This is a genomic window from Gemmatimonas sp. (assembly GCF_021298855.1).
Lineage (GTDB): Bacteria > Gemmatimonadota > Gemmatimonadetes > Gemmatimonadales > Gemmatimonadaceae > Gemmatimonas.
Window position 1 is genome coordinate 22,759 of record NZ_JAJTHI010000045.1, and the last position, 17,951, is coordinate 40,709.

At 68.0% G+C, this 17,951-nt stretch carries 12 protein-coding genes; 5 read left to right on the forward strand and 7 right to left on the reverse strand.

Translation table 11 applies throughout. The features are described from left to right. Positions 1–261 precede the first annotated feature (261 nt). The gene (ggt, locus tag LW840_RS13520) at positions 262–2,001 is read left to right on the forward strand and encodes a gamma-glutamyltransferase (protein ID WP_291277159.1); all 1,740 of its coding nucleotides are present in this window, start codon (positions 262–264) and stop codon (positions 1,999–2,001) included. 115 nt (positions 2,002–2,116) lie between these two features. Here ggt and LW840_RS13525 read toward each other — a convergent pair whose 3' ends face one another. From LW840_RS13525 to LW840_RS13550, 6 genes are all read right to left on the reverse strand, one after another. Then, positions 2,117–2,698, reverse strand: coding sequence for a DUF2911 domain-containing protein (locus LW840_RS13525; RefSeq protein WP_291277160.1), 582 nt, complete (start codon positions 2,696–2,698; stop codon positions 2,117–2,119). A 103-nt stretch (positions 2,699–2,801) separates the two neighbouring features. After that, positions 2,802–3,251 carry a TerB family tellurite resistance protein gene (locus LW840_RS13530; protein ID WP_291277161.1) on the reverse strand — a complete coding sequence of 150 codons (450 nt, stop codon included), beginning with the start codon at positions 3,249–3,251 and terminating at the stop codon, positions 2,802–2,804. 16 nt (positions 3,252–3,267) lie between these two features. After that, positions 3,268–6,357, reverse strand: coding sequence for a hypothetical protein (locus tag LW840_RS13535; RefSeq protein ID WP_291277162.1), 3,090 nt, complete (start codon positions 6,355–6,357; stop codon positions 3,268–3,270). 127 nt (positions 6,358–6,484) lie between these two features. Next, positions 6,485–7,492 (reverse strand): MBL fold metallo-hydrolase, encoded by a 1,008-nt coding sequence (locus tag LW840_RS13540; RefSeq protein WP_291261074.1) that lies wholly within the window; start codon positions 7,490–7,492, stop codon positions 6,485–6,487. Between the two features lie 42 nt (positions 7,493–7,534). Next, the gene (locus LW840_RS13545) at positions 7,535–9,166 is read right to left on the reverse strand and encodes an amidohydrolase family protein (RefSeq protein WP_291277163.1); all 1,632 of its coding nucleotides are present in this window, start codon (positions 9,164–9,166) and stop codon (positions 7,535–7,537) included. Next, positions 9,163–10,881, reverse strand: coding sequence for a D-aminoacylase (locus LW840_RS13550; RefSeq protein ID WP_291266429.1), 1,719 nt, complete (start codon positions 10,879–10,881; stop codon positions 9,163–9,165). Before LW840_RS13550 ends, LW840_RS13545 begins: the two co-directional genes overlap by 4 nt. 126 nt (positions 10,882–11,007) lie before the next feature. On the opposite strand from LW840_RS13550, the gene LW840_RS13555 reads away from it, so the two are divergent. From LW840_RS13555 to LW840_RS13565, 3 genes are read left to right on the forward strand one after another with little or no spacing between them, the layout of a single operon-like run. Then, complete coding sequence (locus LW840_RS13555) at positions 11,008–12,582, forward strand: SulP family inorganic anion transporter (protein WP_291277164.1); 1,575 nt, start codon at positions 11,008–11,010, stop codon at positions 12,580–12,582. Positions 12,583–12,593: 11 nt separating this feature from the next. Further along, on the forward strand, positions 12,594–13,367 hold the full coding sequence (locus LW840_RS13560; protein ID WP_291268739.1) for a carbonic anhydrase: 774 nt from the start codon (positions 12,594–12,596) through the stop codon (positions 13,365–13,367). 8 nt (positions 13,368–13,375) lie between these two features. Continuing rightward, complete coding sequence (locus LW840_RS13565) at positions 13,376–13,858, forward strand: hypothetical protein (RefSeq protein WP_291266432.1); 483 nt, start codon at positions 13,376–13,378, stop codon at positions 13,856–13,858. A 14-nt stretch (positions 13,859–13,872) separates the two neighbouring features. Here LW840_RS13565 and ffh read toward each other — a convergent pair whose 3' ends face one another. After that, positions 13,873–15,231, reverse strand: coding sequence for a signal recognition particle protein (gene ffh, locus LW840_RS13570; RefSeq protein WP_291266433.1), 1,359 nt, complete (start codon positions 15,229–15,231; stop codon positions 13,873–13,875). Between the two features lie 255 nt (positions 15,232–15,486). On the opposite strand from ffh, the gene lon reads away from it, so the two are divergent. Then, positions 15,487–17,937, forward strand: coding sequence for an endopeptidase La (gene lon / locus LW840_RS13575; RefSeq protein ID WP_291261081.1), 2,451 nt, complete (start codon positions 15,487–15,489; stop codon positions 17,935–17,937). Positions 17,938–17,951 lie beyond the last annotated feature (14 nt).

Sequence of the window (17,951 nt, forward strand, 5' to 3'; positions counted from 1 at the left end):
GAGTGTGTGCAGCTGGGCAGCGTGGCGCTGCCCCGGGCTCCTCGCATCGCCGGCGTTTCCGGCGTGCACCCGTCCCGGGCAAAAACCCGGGTAGCCTTGAAATGTAGCCGGTCGGCGGAGCGGTATTCAACCCGGCCAGCCAGCCGGTGGGCTCAGGGGCGCCTGGCCCGCGGGAACTGGGGCGGTCCGGCAGCACAGCGGGGGCCCCCGGCGTAGTCTGTTCACACCGTTGCTCCCTCCTGCGGCCACCTGCCCTGCCCCATGTCCGTCATCCCTCGCCTCTCGCGCACGCTCCGCGGCGCCGCCTTCCTCGCGTCGTTTGCCCCCGGGCTCGTTGCCACCCCGGCGCGGGCCCAGAGCGCGCCCAAGCCCGCCACCCCCGCCGAGGGGGCCAAGGGCATGGTCGTGTCGGCCAGCGCCATTGCCAGTCAGGTGGGGCGCGAGGTGTTGGCCAACGGCGGGAACGCCGTGGATGCGGCCATCGCCACCGGCTTCGCCCTTGCCGTGACCTACCCCACGGCCGGCAACATTGGCGGTGGGGGATTCATGGTCATTCGCTTCCCAGACGGGCGCGCGACCACCATCGACTTCCGCGAGCGGGCGCCCGCGGCGGCGACACCCACGATGTTCACCGACAGCACCGGCGCCTATTCCGCGCGCATCCATCACGGGTCGCACAAAGCGGTTGGCGTGCCGGGCACGGTGGCCGGCTTCGATCTCGCGCATCAGAAGTACGGCAAGGTGAGCTGGGCCAAGCTCGTCGAGCCGGCCGCACGCATGGCGGACACGGGGTTCATTGTGCCCACCGGTCTGGCCGCGTCGCTCGGCAACCCCCGGCTGCAGGACCGACTGGCGGCGTATCCCGCGACCATCGCGGCGTACTATCGCGACGGCAAGCCGTACGCCGCCGGCGACCGCATGCGGCTGTCTGATTTGGGCAATACCTTGGGGCGCATTCGCGACCTGCGGCGCGATGGCTTCTACAAGGGCACGACGGCGCACCTCATCGTGGCCGAAATGAAGAAGCACGGCGGGCTGATTTCGGAGCAGGATCTCGCCGCCTACGAGGCGCGGGAGCGGGCCCCCGTTCGCGGGACGTTCATGGGCTACGACATCATCACCATGCCTCCGCCAAGCAGCGGTGGGGTGGCCATGGTGGAGATGCTGAACATCCTCGAGGGCTTCGACCTCAAGGCTGCCGGGCACAATTCGCCCCAGTATGTCCACCTGCTCGCCGAGAGCATGCGGCGCGCGTATCGCGACCGCGCGGTCCACCTGGGCGATCCGGATTTCACCAAGCCCCCCGTGGAGCGACTCACCAGCAAGGCCTATGCAAACACCCTGCGGGCGGGCATCGACCTGTCGAAGGCCTCGCCGTCGTCACCGGCCGACGTGAGCCAGGGCTACGAGAGCGACGAAACCACCCACTACTCTGTGGTGGACAAGGATGGCGTGGCGGTGTCGGTGACCTACACGCTTGAAGCCGGCTACGGCCTGGGCGCAGTCGTGGAGGGCGCGGGCTTCCTGCTCAACAACGAAATGGGCGACTTCAACGGCAAGCCGGGACTCACCGACAGCACCGGCCTGATCGGCACCGCGCCCAACGTGGCCCAGCCAGGCAAGCGCATGCTGTCGAGCATGACCCCCACCATTGTCGCGAAGAACGGCAAGCTGGTGGCGGTGGTGGGCAGCCCGGGCGGGCGCACCATCATCAATACGGTCATGCAGGTCGTGCTCAACGTGGTGGCATTCGACATGCCCATCCAGCAGGCGGTGAACGCGCCACGCCTGCATCATCAGTGGCTGCCCAACGCCATCACCGTGGAGCGTGACGGCTTCCCGGCCTCCACCCTCGACGCGCTGCGGGCCAAGGGGCACATGGTGCGGATCGGCAGCCAGCAGGGGACGGCGCATTCCATTGCCATCGATCCGCGCACGGGGGCTCGCCTTGGCGCTGCGGATCCCCGTGATCGCGACGCGGGGGCCGCCGGGCATCACTGAGCTGCCATACCCGGAACGCGAAACACGCCACCCGAAACTCCCGGTGGATCGAGAAGAACTCGATCTCGACGGGGAGTTTCGGGTGGCGTGTTTCGTGTCGCGAGTTGCGGATTACTTACTTGACCGCAAAGCCCGCGACGGCCTTGTAGGTGTCCCACATCACGATGATCTCCCCGCCCTTGCCGGCGGGCTTGACCTGAATCTCCATCTTCTCGACGACCGCGTTCTTGTCGGTGACCGTCATGGGGATGCGCACGAGGTCCTGCGCCTTGTCGTACGCGGTGCCCCACTGCTTGGTCTGCTTGTTCACGATCAGCTCCCACTTGCCGTTCGCTTCGAGCTGCGTGAACAGCGTGTAGGTGCCGGCCGGCACGGACTTGCCGCCGAAGTCCAGCGCCTTGCTGGTGGTGAAGTGCGTAGCTTCGTTGGCGCCCGTGCGCCACACCATGCCCCACTTCATGTCGTTCAGGCCGTTGAAGATCACGCGGCCACGCTTCGACGGGCGGCCGTAGTTGACCTTGATCTCGGCACCCGAGACGCTGGCCGTCAGCGAGTCACGCGGTGACGCGGGGGCCTGACCGCGGCCACCGCCCATCTGCATGCCACCCATGCCGCCCTGCGCGGTGGCCGACACGGAGAACACCGAAACAGCAGCGAGCGCAAAGGCACCGCGGACCAACGAGCGAGAGATCGTCATGGCAGGAATGGTGAGGTAGAGGAAAGACGTCAGGCGGCACCCACCGGGGTGCCGCCTGAATGTTATCACCGTCGCCCAGTGGGTTGTTCCCCGCGCCCCGCCGCTACTCGGCCGACCGCCGGGCCTGCGAAAGGAAGGCCGGCTCCAACTCCAGCAGATTGGCCAACTTGCGAATGAGGTAGGCCTCCTGCTCGTCGAAGTGCCCGTCGGCCAGCACCACCTGCCACATCAGCTCCGCCAGCACGATGCGCTGGGCCAGACTGTACTCCTTGACCACCTGACGGGTGAAGACGAAGTGGTCGACGGCGTCCCGGTTTGCGGCCGCCGCCTCCGCAAGCAGCTCGCGCGCTCCCGCCTCATCAACCCCGAAGTGCCGCTGCAGGCTCTCCATGATGCGATGCTGCTCGGCATCGCTGAAGGTGCCGTCGGCGCACGAGAGCTCCACCAGCAGGGCGCAGGCGGCAATGCGCACATCGTGCGGGTACACCCGCGAGTGCGCCCCCGGGGTTCCGGGGACGCTGTCGCTCACCAACCGTCGAAGGGCATCGAACATGTGAGGGTCCGTTGCCTTACATGCGGCGCTGCGGACCGATGGCCCGGTCCAGCTTGGCCTTGGCCGCTTCCAGCTCCTTCCGCAGGAAGGCGTACCGATCGATGGCATCCTGGCCAACCTTCTGATCGGCCCGCGCCGTCATGCCGGCGAGATACGTGATATGCGCCTGCAGGCCGGGCTTGCCGTAGCGGATCGGCTGGGTGTTGAGCGTCTCGCTTACCTCTTTGACCTGCTTCGCCGTATCGGCCGCGGCCCCAGTGGCCCCCTTGTAGCGGGTCTCCGCCGCGCGGACACGGGCCAACAGGGCATTCACGTCCGCCACCATCTCGCGCAGCTTCACGTTGTGCGCGAACTGCGCCTGCAGGTCGGCTTCGGTGGTGCCGTCGGCCGCCAGTCGCGGATCAATGCGCACGCGGAGCGGCACCGACTGGGTGTCATTGCCCACGGTGAGGCGGGCCGTGTACTGCCCCGGCGGTGCGCCAAGCCCGTTCTGATGCTGCACGTTCCACACGAACCGGTTGAGCCCCGCGTTCTTCGTCACGAGGTTCATCGTCGGTCCGGCCGCCATCGCGGGTGCCCGACCGCCACGCCCCGCCATCATCGACTCGTCGGGATCATCCTCTTCGCCGCCGCGCCGACGGGGCGGCTGAATGGGCGCCACACCGCTCTTGAAGCTGTTCACCACCTTGCCCGCTGCGTCCACGATCTCGATGCGCACCGTATCGGCGGGCGCCGTGGGCAGGTAGTAGTCGATGGTGGGGCCCAGGATCGACTGCCCCGTCGTGGTGCGATAGCCGTCGCGGGGACGGAACACGGTGTGCGAGGCGCTGGTCGTGGTGGGGCCCAGCTGCTGCAGCGGCGCGATGTTGTCGAGAATCCACGCCGCCCGTCCCTGCGTGGCGATCACGAGATCACCGCGATGCACGCGGATGTCGTTGATGGGGATGATGGGCATGTTCAGGTTGAACGGCTGCCAGTGCCCGCCGTTGTCGAACGAGATGTACAGCCCGAACTCCGTGCCGGCGTAGAGCAGCCCTTCGCGCACGGGATCCTCACGCACCACGCGCACCGGCACGTCCGCGGCGATACCGTTGGTGCCGTCGGTGAGCAACTTCCAGGTCTTGCCGTAGTCGTTGGTGAGGTAGATGTACGGCTTGTAGTCGCCCAGCAGATAGCGGTACGTGGCGAAGTAGGCGGAGCCCTTTCGATGCGGCGACGCATCGATCCACGCCACGCGCCCGCCCTCACCAAGCCCCTTGGGCGTGATGCGCGTCCAGCTCTTGCCGTCGTCGCGCGTGACGGAGAACGGGCCGTCGTTGGAGCCGGTCCAGATCACGCCCTTCTCCAGCGGCGACTCGGCGATGGCGTACAACGTGCTGTAGAACTCCTCACCGGTGACGTCGCGCGTGATGGGCTCGCCGCTGCCCCCCTGGCAGCACTTGGGGAAGGCGGTGAGGTCGGGCGAAATCTTCTCCCAGTTCGCCCCGTTGTTGCGCGACCGGTGCAGATACTGCGACCCGTAGTAGATGACCTTGGGATCGTGCGGCGACGTCGCCATGGGCGTCGTGCGCTGCATGCGGAAGATGAGATCGCCGCCGTCATTGCCGTAGAGTGACTGCGCACCGATCCAGTAGTTCTTGGTGACGCCGGCCTTCACGTTCATCACGGCGTACTGCCCCTTGCAGTTGCCGTGGATGATGTTCTCGTCGGACGGGTGCGGAATGATGGGCCCCGTTTCGCAGCCCGGGCCCACGCGCACGGCGCCCATGTTGAACGGGTTGTTGAGACTCGGCACGATGTACGTGCTGTTGTCCTGCTGCGCCATGTACAGGTTGTACGGGAAGGCATTGTCGAGCCAGACGCCGTAGAACTCGGCCGTGGGCTGGATATCCTGCGAGCTCCACGTCTTGCCGCCGTCGAACGAGACGTTCGCGCCGCCGTCGTTCGACTGCACCATCGTGTTGCCGTCCTTCGGGTTGATCCAGATGTCGTGATTGTCACCGTGCGGCGTGCGGAACGGCGTGACCGTCTTGCCGCCGTCGGTGCTCTTGTAGAAGGTCTCGGCCCCGCCGTACACCACGTCGGCGTTGGTCGGGTCGGCCCCGAGCGACGTGTAGTAGAAGGGACGCGTGATGAGCCCCGGCGTGCTGTTCACCAGCTGCCAGTTCTCACCGGCATCGTCACTGCGATAGAGCCCACCCCCCGGCAGCGCCTCGACCAGCGCATACAGCCGGTTGGGGTTGGCCGCCGTCACGGCCACGTTGCCCTTGCCGATGAGCTGATTGGGCAGGCCGGTGGTCTGGATGCGCTTCCAGGTCTCGCCGCCGTCGGTGCTCTTGTAGAAGCCACCCTCGCGCGAACCGGAGATGATGCTCCATGGCTTGCGCTCGATGCGGTTCATCCACGCGAACACCACGTTCGGATTGCCGGGCTGCAGCTCCACGTCCATGGCGCCCGTGCTGTCGCTCACGTACAGCGTCTTCTTCCACGACTTGCCGCCGTCGGTGGTCTTGAAGATGCCGCGCTCGGTGTTGGGCTTGAAGATGTCGCCGTAGGCCGCCACCCACGCCACGTCGGGGTTGGTGGGGTGCACACGCACCGCGCCGATCTGGCCGGCGTTGTAGAGGCCCTTGAACTCCCAGGTGGCGCCGGCATCGGAGGAGCGATACACGCCGCGCCCGGTGGACACGTTCGAGCGCACCCCGTCGGAACCGGTCCCCAGCCAGATCACCTTGGGGTCGCTGTCGGCCACCACCACGGAGCCCATCGACCCGACCGGCACCTTGCCATCGGTAATGGGCTCCCAGCTCTCGCCGCCATTGGTGGTGCGCCAGAGTCCGCCGCTGGCCACCCCCATGTAGAACGTCTTCGGTTGCGACGGCACGCCGGTGACCGTGGTGACGCGGCCGCCGCGGGAATGCCCCACGAGGCGATACTGCATGCCGCGGAAGAGCGCCGGATCGACCGACGCCATGAGGGGGGCCTTGGGGGCGGTGGCAGCGCGGGCGGTTGCCGGTCGGGCCGCCGGCTTGGCGGGCTGAGCGCCGGCGAAGGCGGGGGCCACGCCAAGCAAGGCAAGGAGGACCGGAGCGGGACGGCGAATCATGCGTCGAGGCGGTTGAGGGAGGGGCCGGCCAGGGCGCCGGACACTGATAAGCTACGCCCGATTCCGCCCTGCGTTGAGCGCGGCGCCGCAGGCCGCCGCCGGTCGCGGTCGGGGGCCGCGTGGGCGCCTAGCGGGCGATCACCCCCGCACGAATGCCGGTGGCGAGGTCGAACACTTGCCCCACCGCCCCCACGACACAGTGTGCCCGGTCGAGTCCGAGCGACTGCCGGAACCGGTAGACCGTCTCGACGCCAGTGCAGTGGGCGCCGATCAGATGGCGTACCCCGAAGCCACGCAGCTTCTGCTCCGTCCACGCCAGCGTCTGCTCGGACGCGTTGAAGAGGTGGATACCGCCGATGAGGGCGTGAACCGGCGCCGGGCGAACCACCTCGCGCGCGTATTCGATGATGTTCACCACACCGGCGTGCCCGCAGCCGGTGAGCACCACGAGGCCCTGGTCGGTGTCGACGATCATGGCCATGTCGTCGGGGACGGTATCCTCCGCCAACTGCCCCCCGCGTTGCACGCGGGTCGGCCGCGCACCGACGCTCCAGTTGCGCTCCGGGTTTCGGCGCGGCACGGGACCCGTGAGCCACACGCCCGGGTGGATCTGCGTGGGCGCCCCGTGCACCACGAACGCGCCGCCGGCCGCCTCGTACTGCGGTCGCACGCGGTTCATCTCGTTGTAGTCGGTGGGGTCGCCGTCACGTACGCGCGGTGCGAAGATCCCCTCGGCCACGTGGGCCCGCGCCAGCGCCATCGGCTGTCGGGGGGCCACGTCGCGCCGCAGGGCCACGAGCCCGCTCGTATGGTCGGCGTGGAAGTGACTCAGCACCACCTCGGGCACCGTGTCGAGCGACACCTTCAGCTCCCGCGCGTTGCGCGCCACTACATCGTCGTGCGCGCCGGTGTCGAACAGGAGGCGGCGGCCATCCACCTCCACGAGTGCCCCGAACCCCCACTCGCCGATCCCCTCGTCGGCCAGCATGGTGGAGAGAATGGTGATGCGCAGCTGACCCACCCTGCGGCGCGCGGGCCGGTGTGGCGCGGCGGCACTCGCCAGGCGGGTGGACGCAAACGGCAGCACCAGGCCGGCGAGGGTGAGGTGACGCAGAACGTCTCGGCGTGAGGTCATGGTGACGGAAGTTCGGGTTGAGGGGCTACGCGGGGGCGCGGGCTATCCGGCCCGCAGCACCCGCCCCGTGCGGGCGAGATGCTGCCCGTCCCGAATGGCCACCACCCCATTCACGACCACGACGCGAATGCCCACCGGGTACTGAAACGGATTGGCGAACGTGGCGCGATCGGCCACCGTGGCGGGGTCGAACACCACGGCATCACCCGCCATGCCCACCGCCAGCCGCCCGCGATCGCGCAGGTGCACCCGATCGGCGGGACGCGCCGTCATCTTGTGCATGGCATCGGCCAGCGGCAGCGCCTGGCGTTCCCGCACGAATCGACCGAGGACCCGCGGCATGGTACCCGCGCCGCGCGGATGGGGGCTGCCACGCCGTGTGGGGCCGTCAATCGCAAAGCCACCGCCATCGCTGCACACCATGCCGTACTCGTGCGCGAGCAGCTGGTCGATGTTCTCCTCGCTCATCGCGAAGCCCAGCATGCCCACATCCGCCTCGTTGCGGCGCAGCAACCCCACCGCGGCCTCGTAGGGATCCGCTCCCCGGGCACGAGCCCAGGCCCCGAGCCGCTGCCCTTCGGCATCACGATCGGCGGTGTTGCGCACCCGGGCGATCTGCACGTTGTCCCACCCGCCGATCATCTCCACCTTGCTCAGCGACTCGGACCGGATGCGGGGTGCCGTGGCGGAGTCGTCAAGCCGCTTGAGGAAGGCCGCATCCCCGCCGTCACGCGCCCACACCGGGAAGAGATTGGTGAGCCCCGTCTGGTAGGCCTCGTACGGGTACACATCGAACCACGCGTCGACACCGGCCGCGCGCGCGTCGCGCAGGCGCGCGAGCGAGGCCGTGAGCTTGGGCCAGTTGCGGGTGCCCTGCTGCTTGAGATGCGACAGCTGCAACGCGCAGGCTGCCCCACGCGCCACGGCGATGGACTCGTCGATGGCTTCGAGCAGCTGATCATCTTCGTTGCGCATGTGGGTGGCGTACGGCAGCCCCCGTCGGGCGAGCGGACGACAGAGCGCCACGAGTTCATCGGTCGTGGCGAAGGCTCCGGGGGTGTATTCGAGTCCCGAGCTGGTGCCACAGGCGCCCTCCGACAACGCGCGCTCGACCATGGCCACCATACGGGCCAGCTCATCGGCGGTGGCGCGGCGGTCGGCCTCTCCCACGACGGCCCCGCGCACACTGCCCAGCCCGATCATGCTCGCCACGTTGACGGCCGGTGCCATGGCCGACACGTCGCGCTCCCAGTCGCTGAACGACCGGTCGGCGGCGCCGCTGAAGCGCGAGCTCCCGTCGGCGCCCACCACGACCGTGGTGATCCCCTGGCGAATGACCGACTCGGCGCGGGGATCCTCGCGCAGGCTGCTGTCGCCATGCGAGTGGATGTCCACGAAGCCCGGCGCCACCACCAGACCACGCGCATCGATCTCTTCGCGGCCGCGAACCGCCAGTCGTGGCGCCATGGCGGTGATGCGCCCGGCGCGCATGGCCACGTCCATCTCGCGGGCCGCCCCGCCCAACCCGTCGAAGACCGCGCCGCCGCGCAGCACCAGATCGGGCGCCTGCCTCCCGGGCACATGAATGAAGGGCCCGACCGCACCCATCGCGGGCACGGCGCACGCCGCAGCCGTGCCCTGCACGAGGAACGCGCGGCGGGAGAGCGGCGTCACCGCTTCGCTCCCGGGCCAAGGACGACACGGCCTGGGGTAGCCCCCGTATGCTCACCCGCCCTCAGCACCGGCACCCCGTTCACGAACACATCACGCACGCCCGTGGCGTACTGGTGCGGCTGCTCGAAGGTGGCGTTGTCCCGGATGGTTCGGGGGTCGAACACCACCACGTCGGCGTGGTACCCGGGCTTGAGCCAGCCGCGCCGGGCAATGCGCAGGTTGGTGGCGGGCAGGCTCGTGAGTCGGCGAATGCCCTCCTGCAGCGTGAGCACCTGCTCGTCGCGCACGTACTTGCCCAGAAAGCGCGCGAAGGTGCCGTACGCTCGCGGGTGTGTGTTGCTCTTGAGAAACGCGCCTTCGGTGGCCATGGAGGCCGCATCGGAGCCCACACTCACCCACGGCTTGCGCAGCTGCGCGGCGATGTTGTCCTCGTTGATGATGAAGTAGATGGTGCCCACACGCGTGCCGTCCTTCACCACCAGATCCATGGCCGTTTCTTCGGGCGACGTGCCGCGCAGCTTGGCCACGGCCGCGAGGGTCTTGCCCGTGTACTGCTTGAGCGAATCCGCCTTGAATCCCGCCAGCACGACGCGCTCCGGCGAACCGGCCGCCAACAGCAGGCTCTCCCACTGGTCCGTTGGCGTGCGCATTTCCTGCGCCACCTTCCGGCGAATGGCCGGGTCCTGCAATCGCTTCGCCCACGCGGCGTACCCGCCCTCCTGCACCCAGGGCGGCATGGCGGCGTCGAGTCCGGTGGCACCTGCGGTGTAGGGGTAGATGTCGGCGGTGATCTCGAGCCCCGCGGCCCGTGCCGAATCGATGCGCGCCAACACCCCCGCCATCTTCGGCCAGTTGGCCTCGCCCGCCGCCTTGAGATGATAGATCTCGGCGCGCGCGCCACTCTCACGGGCAATGGTCAGGAGCTCCTCGACCGCCTCCTCGAAGCGCACTCCTTCGCTGCGCAAATGGGAGATGTACATGCCCCCGTACGGAGCGGCGGCCTTCATGAGCGCCACCAGTTCAGGGGTCTTCGCGTAGAACGCCGGCGCGTAGATGAGGGAGGAGCCCACACCCAGCGCGCCCTCCTCCATGGCCGTCCGCACATCGGCCTGCATGGCCGCCAACTCCGCCGGCGTGGGTTCACGATTGTCCCACCCCACGTGATTGATGCGGATGGTGGTGGCTCCCACGAACGACGCGATGTTGGTGCTGATCCCCTTCTTCACGAGGGAGTCCTGATAGCCACGCAGCGTGCGCCAGGTGATGGGATACCTGATGTCCCCCTGCTGCGACAGCATCTCGGCTCGCAGGGTATCGGAGAGCGGTCCCATGGACTCGCCCTCCCCCATCACCTCGAGCGTGACGCCCTGGCGAATGTCCCCCTGACTGCGGCCGTCCTCGATGAGCGATTCGGTGGCCCAGCTGAGCATGTTGATGAAACCGGGCGCCACGGCAAGCCCCGTGGCATCCACCTCCAGCTGCCCCTTCTCGGGCACCGTGCCCACCGCCACGATGGAGTCGCCGCGGATGGCCACGTCGGCCGTCATCGGGGCGCCTCCCGATCCATCGTAGACCGTGCCGCCGCGAATCACGACATCATAGGCCGGCTTCCCTCCGCAGGCGGAGGCCAGCGCCAGGGCACAGCCAAGCGGCACAGCTCGCCACAGGCGACGCCATGTCGCGTGGCAAACGGGAGAGAGGCGAAGTCGACGCATCGAAAATCCCGGGGAATCGGGTGGAATCCATAGGTTGTCCAGCGGTGCAGGAACTTGGCGCGTAGTTGATCGCGGCGTTAGGCTCACCGAACGCCCCGGCTTGCTCCCCGCATCCCCACTGTCGCCATGAGTACTCCAGCCGTCTCCGCTCCACAGGGCGAGAGCCCGGCCCTGCTGGCCGCCTGGCACGAGGATCTTCCCGCCTCCGTGGTCGTCTTTCTCGTGGCGCTGCCCCTCTGCCTCGGCGTCGCTCTCGCCTCGGGCGCCCCGCTGCTCTCCGGTGTCGTGGCAGGGATCGTGGGCGGCATCGTGGTGGGGGCTGCGTCGGGATCGCCGCTCATGGTGAGCGGCCCGGCGGCCGGGCTCACCGCCATCGTGCTCGCCGGCATTACCCAGGTGGGGGGCTTCCCGCGTTTTCTGCCGGCCGTGATTCTGGGCGGCGCCATGCAGGTGGCGCTGGGTGCGGCGCGTGCCGGCGTCATCGGGTACTACTTCCCTTCGAGCGTCATCAAGGGCATGCTGGCCGCCATCGGGCTCACGCTCATTCTCAAGCAGATTCCGCACGCGGTGGGATACGACGCCGATTACGAGGGCGACTTCGCCTTCGTGGGCGCGTCGGGTGAGAACACCTTCGGCGCCATTGGCTCCGCGCTGGCTCAGGTGCAACCCGGCGCCATCGCCGTGGCCTGCATCGGTGTGGCCCTCATGGTATGGTGGCCGCGCTCCCCCATGAAGCAGATCCGACTCCTTCCGGCTCCCCTCGCGGCCGTCGCCATTGGCGTGGGGCTCAATGAGTTGCTGCTGGCGCTGGAGCCGACCTTTGCCATTCGCGGGACGCACCTGGTGACCCTGCCCACCACCGGCGTGGGGGGTGTGCTGTCGCAGATCGCGCGTCCCGACTGGAGCGCCCTGCGTGACCAGCAGGTGTGGATGCTGGCGGCGACGCTGGGCATCGTGGCCAGCCTCGAGTCCCTGCTCAGTCTCGAGGCCACCAACAAGCTCGACCCGGACAAGCGCGACGCCCCCGCGAACCGTGAGCTGTTCGCACAGGGGATCGGCAACATGCTCTCCGGCTTTCTGGGCGGGCTTCCGGTCACCGGGGTCATCGTGCGCAGTTCCGCCAACGTGGATGCCGGTGCGCGTTCGCGTCTCTCGGCCATCGCGCACGGCGTGTGGCTCATCATCGCGGTGCTGGCGCTCGCCCCGGTGCTCAACCGCATTCCGCTGGCGGCGCTGGCCGCCGTGCTGCTCGTGACCGGCTTCAAGCTCACCACGCCGTCCCTCTGGAAGAGCGCGTGGCGGCTGGGGTGGTCGCATTTCATTCCGTTCGCCGTCACCATCGTGGCCATCCTGTTCACCGACCTGCTGCGCGGCATTGCCGTGGGGTTGGTGGTGGGCATCGGGTTCATCATTGCGGAGCACATGCGTCGGCCGGCCCTTACCAAGGTGAGCCCGCCCGGCGCCGTGCTCACGCGCTACGTGCTCCCCGATCAGGTCACGTTCCTCAGCAAGTCGAACCTCATGCAGACGCTCGACGCGCTGCCGGCCGGATGTCGCGTGGAGATCGATGGGCGCAAGACAACGCGCTTCGACTACGACGCGCTCGAAGCGCTGCTCGAGTTCCGCGACACCGCACGCTCCCGCAACATCGACTACCGGCTCGTGGGCATTCCCGAGACCGCCCTCACGCCTGCCCACTGACCGGATCGGCCATGGAAAACTTCCGCAAGATCATTCAGCACAACCGCGAATGGGCGGCGGCCATGAAGGCGGCCGATCCGGACTACTTCGAGAAGCGGGCGGCGAAGCAGGAACCGCAATTCCTCTATATCGGCTGCTCCGACAGTCGCGTGCCTGCCAACGTGGTGACGGGCACGGAGCCGGGCGAGCTCTTCGTGCACCGCAACATCGCCAACGTGGTGCTCCCGAGCGACCTCAACGCCATGAGCGTGCTGCAGTACGCCGTGGAGGTGCTCGACGTGAAGCACGTGATCGTGACCGGTCACTACAACTGCGGCGGCGTGAAGGCCGCCATGGGCACCGCCAGCTACGGGCTCGTGGACCTGTGGCTGCAGCCCATCCGCAACGTGGTGCGCTGGAACCGGCCGGAGCTCATGCAGATCGAGGATGAGCAGGCGCGGTTCGACCGCGTGGTGGAGCTCAACGTGCTGGAGCAGCTCTATCACCTGTCGGAAACGCCCATCGTGCAGAATGCGTGGGCCAAGGGGAAGCGCCCCCTGCTGCACGGCCTGGTGTACGACATCCACGAAGGGCTGCTGCGGGAGATCGCCACCGGCGTGGACTGCCAGGAGGCGGCCGATGCATTGGCGCAGCGGCGTCAGTCGGGGGTGCCGGCCGGCCCGCCGCCCATCCTCGGGCGCATGTCCACGCCGGTGCTGGCTGGTGACGAGTTGGCGGACCAGATCGCGCAGCGTGTGATGGAACGCCTGTCGCGGCCAGGCGCGTCCGGCGGTCCGTCGAAGTAAGTTGGGGCATGCCCAAGATTCCTTCTCCGTTCAAGGCGCTCCCCATGGAGCGTCGGCAGTGGCTGGTGCTGCAGGCCCTGGCCAGGCACAAGAGCGCGAAAGCGCTGTACGCACAACGCATCGCGGCCAAGGGCGGCGGCTTCCGCGCGTCGACACTCGTCTCATGGCCCGCCGACAAGGTGGGCAAGGAAGCGCTCCGGCTGGGCGCCCTGACGCCGCAGGATGAACTGGAGCTCCTCCAGCTGCTCTACGTCGATCTCGAGCCGCAGTACCAGATCACGTTCCTCGACACCATGGGTGTGGCCCATGAGAACGGGGTGCTCCCCGAGGATCTGGAAGCGCCCTATGCCGACGCCGATGCCGTGAAGAAGGGCGCCGAGGCGGTGCTCGCCGCGCACGGTGACGCGGGTCGTCACTACCTGCGCACGCTCGTGGTGTACAACCTGGCGGCGTGGCCTGGGCTGGACCGCGTGGTGCCGGCCGAGGGCTGAGGTCGGGATGCGCGTCAGCGCATCCCGAACATCCCACCACCGCCGAAGGGGAGGCGCGGCATGCCGCCTTTGCCGCCACCCTGCATGCCGCCCATCTTCTTCATCATCTTCTGCATCTCGCGGAACTGCTCGAGCAGGCGGTTGACCTCGTTCACCGGCCGCCCGCACCCCTTGGCAATGCGCGCGCGGCGTGATCCGTTGATGATCTCGGGCTTCTTCCGCTCCTGCGGCGTCATGGAGAGCACGATGGCCTCGATGTGCTTCATGCGCTTGGGGTCCATCTTCACGTCCTTCAGCATCTTCGAGTTCACCCCGGGCAACAGCTTGAGGAGATTCTCGAAGGGCCCCAGCTTCTGCATCTGGCGCATGGCCGACAGGAAGTCCTCGAGGTCCATGCCTTCCTTGCGGACCTTCTTCTCGAGCTTCTTGGCCTCGGTTTCGTCGAACGCTTCCTGCGCCTTTTCCACGAGCGACACGATGTCGCCCATCTGCAGGATGCGGCCGGCCATGCGCTCGGGGTGGAACTCCTCGAGCGCGTCGGGCTTCTCGCCCACCCCGATGTACTTGATGGGCTTCTTGAGCACCCCGTAAATCGAGAGCGCCGCACCGCCGCGGGCGTCACCGTCGAGCTTCGTGAGGATCACGCCCGTGATATCGAGCGCCTCGTTGAAGCCCTGCGCGATCTTGACCGCTTCCTGACCGGTCATGCCGTCGGCCACGAACAGGATTTCGTCGGGCTTGATCGCCGCCTTGAGCCGCTTGAGCTCGTCCATCATGTCGGCGTCGATCTGCAGGCGACCGGCGGTGTCCACGATGACCACCCGATCGCGGTTGCGGGTGCCCTGCTCAATGCCCGCCTTGGCGATCTTCACCACATCCTGCGTGGTGCGATCCGCATAGACCGGCACGTCGAGGGCCTTGCCGAGCGTCTCGAGCTGATCGATGGCGGCCGGCCGGTACACGTCGGCCGCCACCAGCCGAGAACTCTTGGCCTCGAGCTTGAGCTTGCGGGCCAGCTTGCCGGCGGTGGTGGTTTTGCCCGACCCCTGCAACCCGACCATCATGATGATGGTGGGAGGCACGGTGCTCATGCGCAGCCCCTCGCGCCGTTCGCCCAGCATGGCGGTGAGCTCGTCGTGCACGATCTTCACCAACTGCTGCGCCGGCTGCACCGTCTTGAGCTGCAGCACGCCGACCGCCTGCTTCTCCACCCGCTCCAGGAACTCGCGGGTGAGGGCGAAGTTGACGTCGGCCTCGAGCAGGACGCGGCGGACCTCGCGCATCCCCTCCTTGATATCGGACTCGGTCAGGACGCCTCGTCCGCGCAGCTTGGCGAAGACGTTGCCGAGTTTGTCTGTGAGCTCGTCGAACATAGACGGGAAAGGTAATCGATCCGGGAGGCTGGCGGACCCACGGCCGCCCCTGACGCATTCCCGGCGCGTCCGTGCCCCCGGGCACCGCATTTTCTCCCGGGGGGTGACGGAGAGGGCCACCGGTGACGCAACTTGCGTCGGAATCACGCGTTGCTCCCGTTTTTCGGCGCCCTAGATTGGCCCGCTCCCGGATCACGCTGTCACTCTTCCTGCCAGCCCGTGTCTTCACAGAACCCGCGGTACCCTGCCATCACGATGCCTCGCGGACAGCGCAAGGAGGAAATCCTCCGGGCCGAGCTGCCGCCATCGCTCCCGCTCATGGCCCTGCGCTCCACGCTCGTCTACCCGCTGGGAACGATCGCCGTGCAGATGGGGGCCCCCGAAAACCTGGCGCTGCTGCGGGCACACGAGGAATCGGGGCTGGTAGTGGCTCTGGTGGTGGCCTCCGGTGACGGGGACGACGCCATCGACCCGCAGCGGTTCGTGGGGCGGGTGGGGGTGGCGGCGCGTGTCCACGAGCGCATCAACCTGCCCGGGGAAACGGTGCAGATCACGCTGCAGGGGCTCCGCCGCATCACGATCGACGCCATCGATCAGGTGCAACCGTTCGCCATCGCGCGGGTGCAGGGCGCCCGGGAAACGCCCCCCGATCCGGCCGAACTCGACGAGCTGGTGGCGCGCACGGTCACCGCCGCCGAAACGCTCGCCGAGCTGGTCGATCGCATTCCCAACGAGGTGCCGCAGATCCTCAAGATGAACGTCTCCGACCCGGGACGCTTCGCCGATCTCGCCGCCACCAACATGAACCTGCGCATCGCCGACAAGGAGGAGGTGCTGCAGCGCCTCGACATCGGCCAGCGCATCCGCTTCATCCTCTCGCGCCTCGAGCGCGAGGTGGCGCGCGCCCGTGTCATGGAGGACGTGAAGAAGCAGACGGAAATCAAGATCGAGCAGCACCAGCGCGAGTTCTACCTGCGCCAGCAGCTGCGCGCCATTCAGTCCGAGCTGGGCGAGGCGGATCCGAACGAAAAGGAGTCGGTGGACCTGCTGCGCCGCATCGACGAGGCGCACCTGCCGGAGAAGGTCGCCGCCGAGGCACGTCGCGAGACGGAACGCCTGCGCATGCTGTCGCCCGCCTCGAGCGAGTACCAGGTGCTTCGCACCTATCTGGACTGGGTGCTGGCGTTGCCGTGGCACACGCGCAGCGGCAACGACGAGGAGATTCTGCTCGCCAAGGTGGAAGACGCGCTCGAAGAGCGGCACTACGGCCTCGATGAAGCCAAGGAGCGCATCATCGAGTACCTCGCCGTCCGCAAGCTGCGGGGCGGCGATCCCACGGGCCCCATTCTCTGCCTCGTGGGGCCTCCGGGCACGGGCAAGACCTCACTGGGCGAGGCGATTGCCAAGAGCATCGGCCGCGCCTTCTACCGCATCTCCGTGGGTGGCGTACGCGATGAGGCGGAGATTCGCGGACATCGGCGCACCTACGTGGGTGCCATGCCGGGCATGCTCATCCAGGCGCTCCGGCGCGTGGAGGTGCGCGATCCGGTCATCATGATCGACGAAATCGACAAGATGTCGAGCGGCGGGCCCTCCGGAGATCCCACCGCGGCCATGCTCGAGGTGCTCGACCCGTCGCAGAACACGACGTTCGTCGACCACTACCTGAATCTGCCCTTCGACCTGTCGAGCACCCTGTTCATCTGCACCGCCAACAATCTGTTCGATATCCCGGGGCCGCTGCGCGACCGCATGGAGGTCATCCGCATCGCCGGCTACACCATCGAGGAGAAGGTGGAGATCGCGCAGCGCTATCTCATTCCGCGCCTGCTCGATGACCACGGGCTCACCCCGGAAGACCTGCATTTCTCCGAGACGGTGCTGGGCTTCATCACCAGTCGCTACTCACGCGAGGCCGGGCTGCGCACGTTCGAGCGCAGCATCGCCACCCTCATGCGCAAGCGGGCCCGCGCCAAGGCCGATGGCGACGAGAGCACCTGGGAGATCGGTGCCGCGCGGGCCGAGGAGCTGCTGGGACCGCCGCGCTTCACGCAGGAGGAAGCCGAGAAGGAGCCGGAGATCGGCGCCGTGACCGGCCTGGCGTGGACGGCCACCGGTGGTGAACTGATGACCATCGAAGCCCTGCGCATGCCGGGCGTGGGCAAGCTCACCGTGACCGGGCAACTGGGCGACGTGATGCGGGAGTCCACCGAGGCTGCCTATTCGTTCGTTCGCTCGCGTGCCGCCACCCTCAGCATTGCCGATGCGGAATTCCGCGAGAGCGACATGCACCTGCACTTCCCCGCCGGCGCCGTGCCCAAGGATGGTCCGTCCGCCGGCATCGCCGTCACGCTCGCTCTGGCCAGCGCCCTGTCGAGACGGCCGGTACGGCGCGACCTGGCGCTGACCGGCGAAGTCACACTGCGCGGCAAGGTGCTGGAGATCGGTGGCGTGAAGGAGAAGGTGCTGGCGGCCTATCGGGCCGGACTGCGCGAAGTCATTCTGCCCAAGGGGAACGAGAAAGACGTGCGCGATGTCCCGCAGGAGGTGCGCGAGAAGATGGCGTTCACCTTTGCCAGCACGATGGACGAGGTGCTGCATCTCGCGCTGCTGCCACACCCGGCCAGGCACCCGGCCGATCAGGTGGAGCGCCGCGCCACGCCGACCGGCCGCAAATCGCGGGCGGTACCTGCCGACTTGCGCTGACCGGTGGTCGGCCG

Excerpts from the sequence above, each read along its gene's own strand:
- ggt (WP_291277159.1), top strand. The coding sequence starts at position 262 with ATGTCCGTCATCCCTCGCCTCTCGCGCACGCTCCGCGGCGCCGCCTTC.
- LW840_RS13525 (WP_291277160.1), bottom strand. The coding sequence starts at position 2,698 with ATGACGATCTCTCGCTCGTTGGTCCGCGGTGCCTTTGCGCTCGCTGCT.
- LW840_RS13530 (WP_291277161.1), bottom strand. The coding sequence starts at position 3,251 with ATGTTCGATGCCCTTCGACGGTTGGTGAGCGACAGCGTCCCCGGAACC.
- LW840_RS13535 (WP_291277162.1), bottom strand. The coding sequence starts at position 6,357 with ATGATTCGCCGTCCCGCTCCGGTCCTCCTTGCCTTGCTTGGCGTGGCC.
- LW840_RS13540 (WP_291261074.1), bottom strand. The coding sequence starts at position 7,492 with ATGACCTCACGCCGAGACGTTCTGCGTCACCTCACCCTCGCCGGCCTG.
- LW840_RS13550 (WP_291266429.1), bottom strand. The coding sequence starts at position 10,881 with ATGCGTCGACTTCGCCTCTCTCCCGTTTGCCACGCGACATGGCGTCGC.
- LW840_RS13555 (WP_291277164.1), top strand. The coding sequence starts at position 11,008 with ATGAGTACTCCAGCCGTCTCCGCTCCACAGGGCGAGAGCCCGGCCCTG.
- LW840_RS13560 (WP_291268739.1), top strand. The coding sequence starts at position 12,594 with ATGGAAAACTTCCGCAAGATCATTCAGCACAACCGCGAATGGGCGGCG.
- LW840_RS13565 (WP_291266432.1), top strand. The coding sequence starts at position 13,376 with ATGCCCAAGATTCCTTCTCCGTTCAAGGCGCTCCCCATGGAGCGTCGG.
- ffh (WP_291266433.1), bottom strand. The coding sequence starts at position 15,231 with ATGTTCGACGAGCTCACAGACAAACTCGGCAACGTCTTCGCCAAGCTG.
- lon (WP_291261081.1), top strand. The coding sequence starts at position 15,487 with ATGCCTCGCGGACAGCGCAAGGAGGAAATCCTCCGGGCCGAGCTGCCG.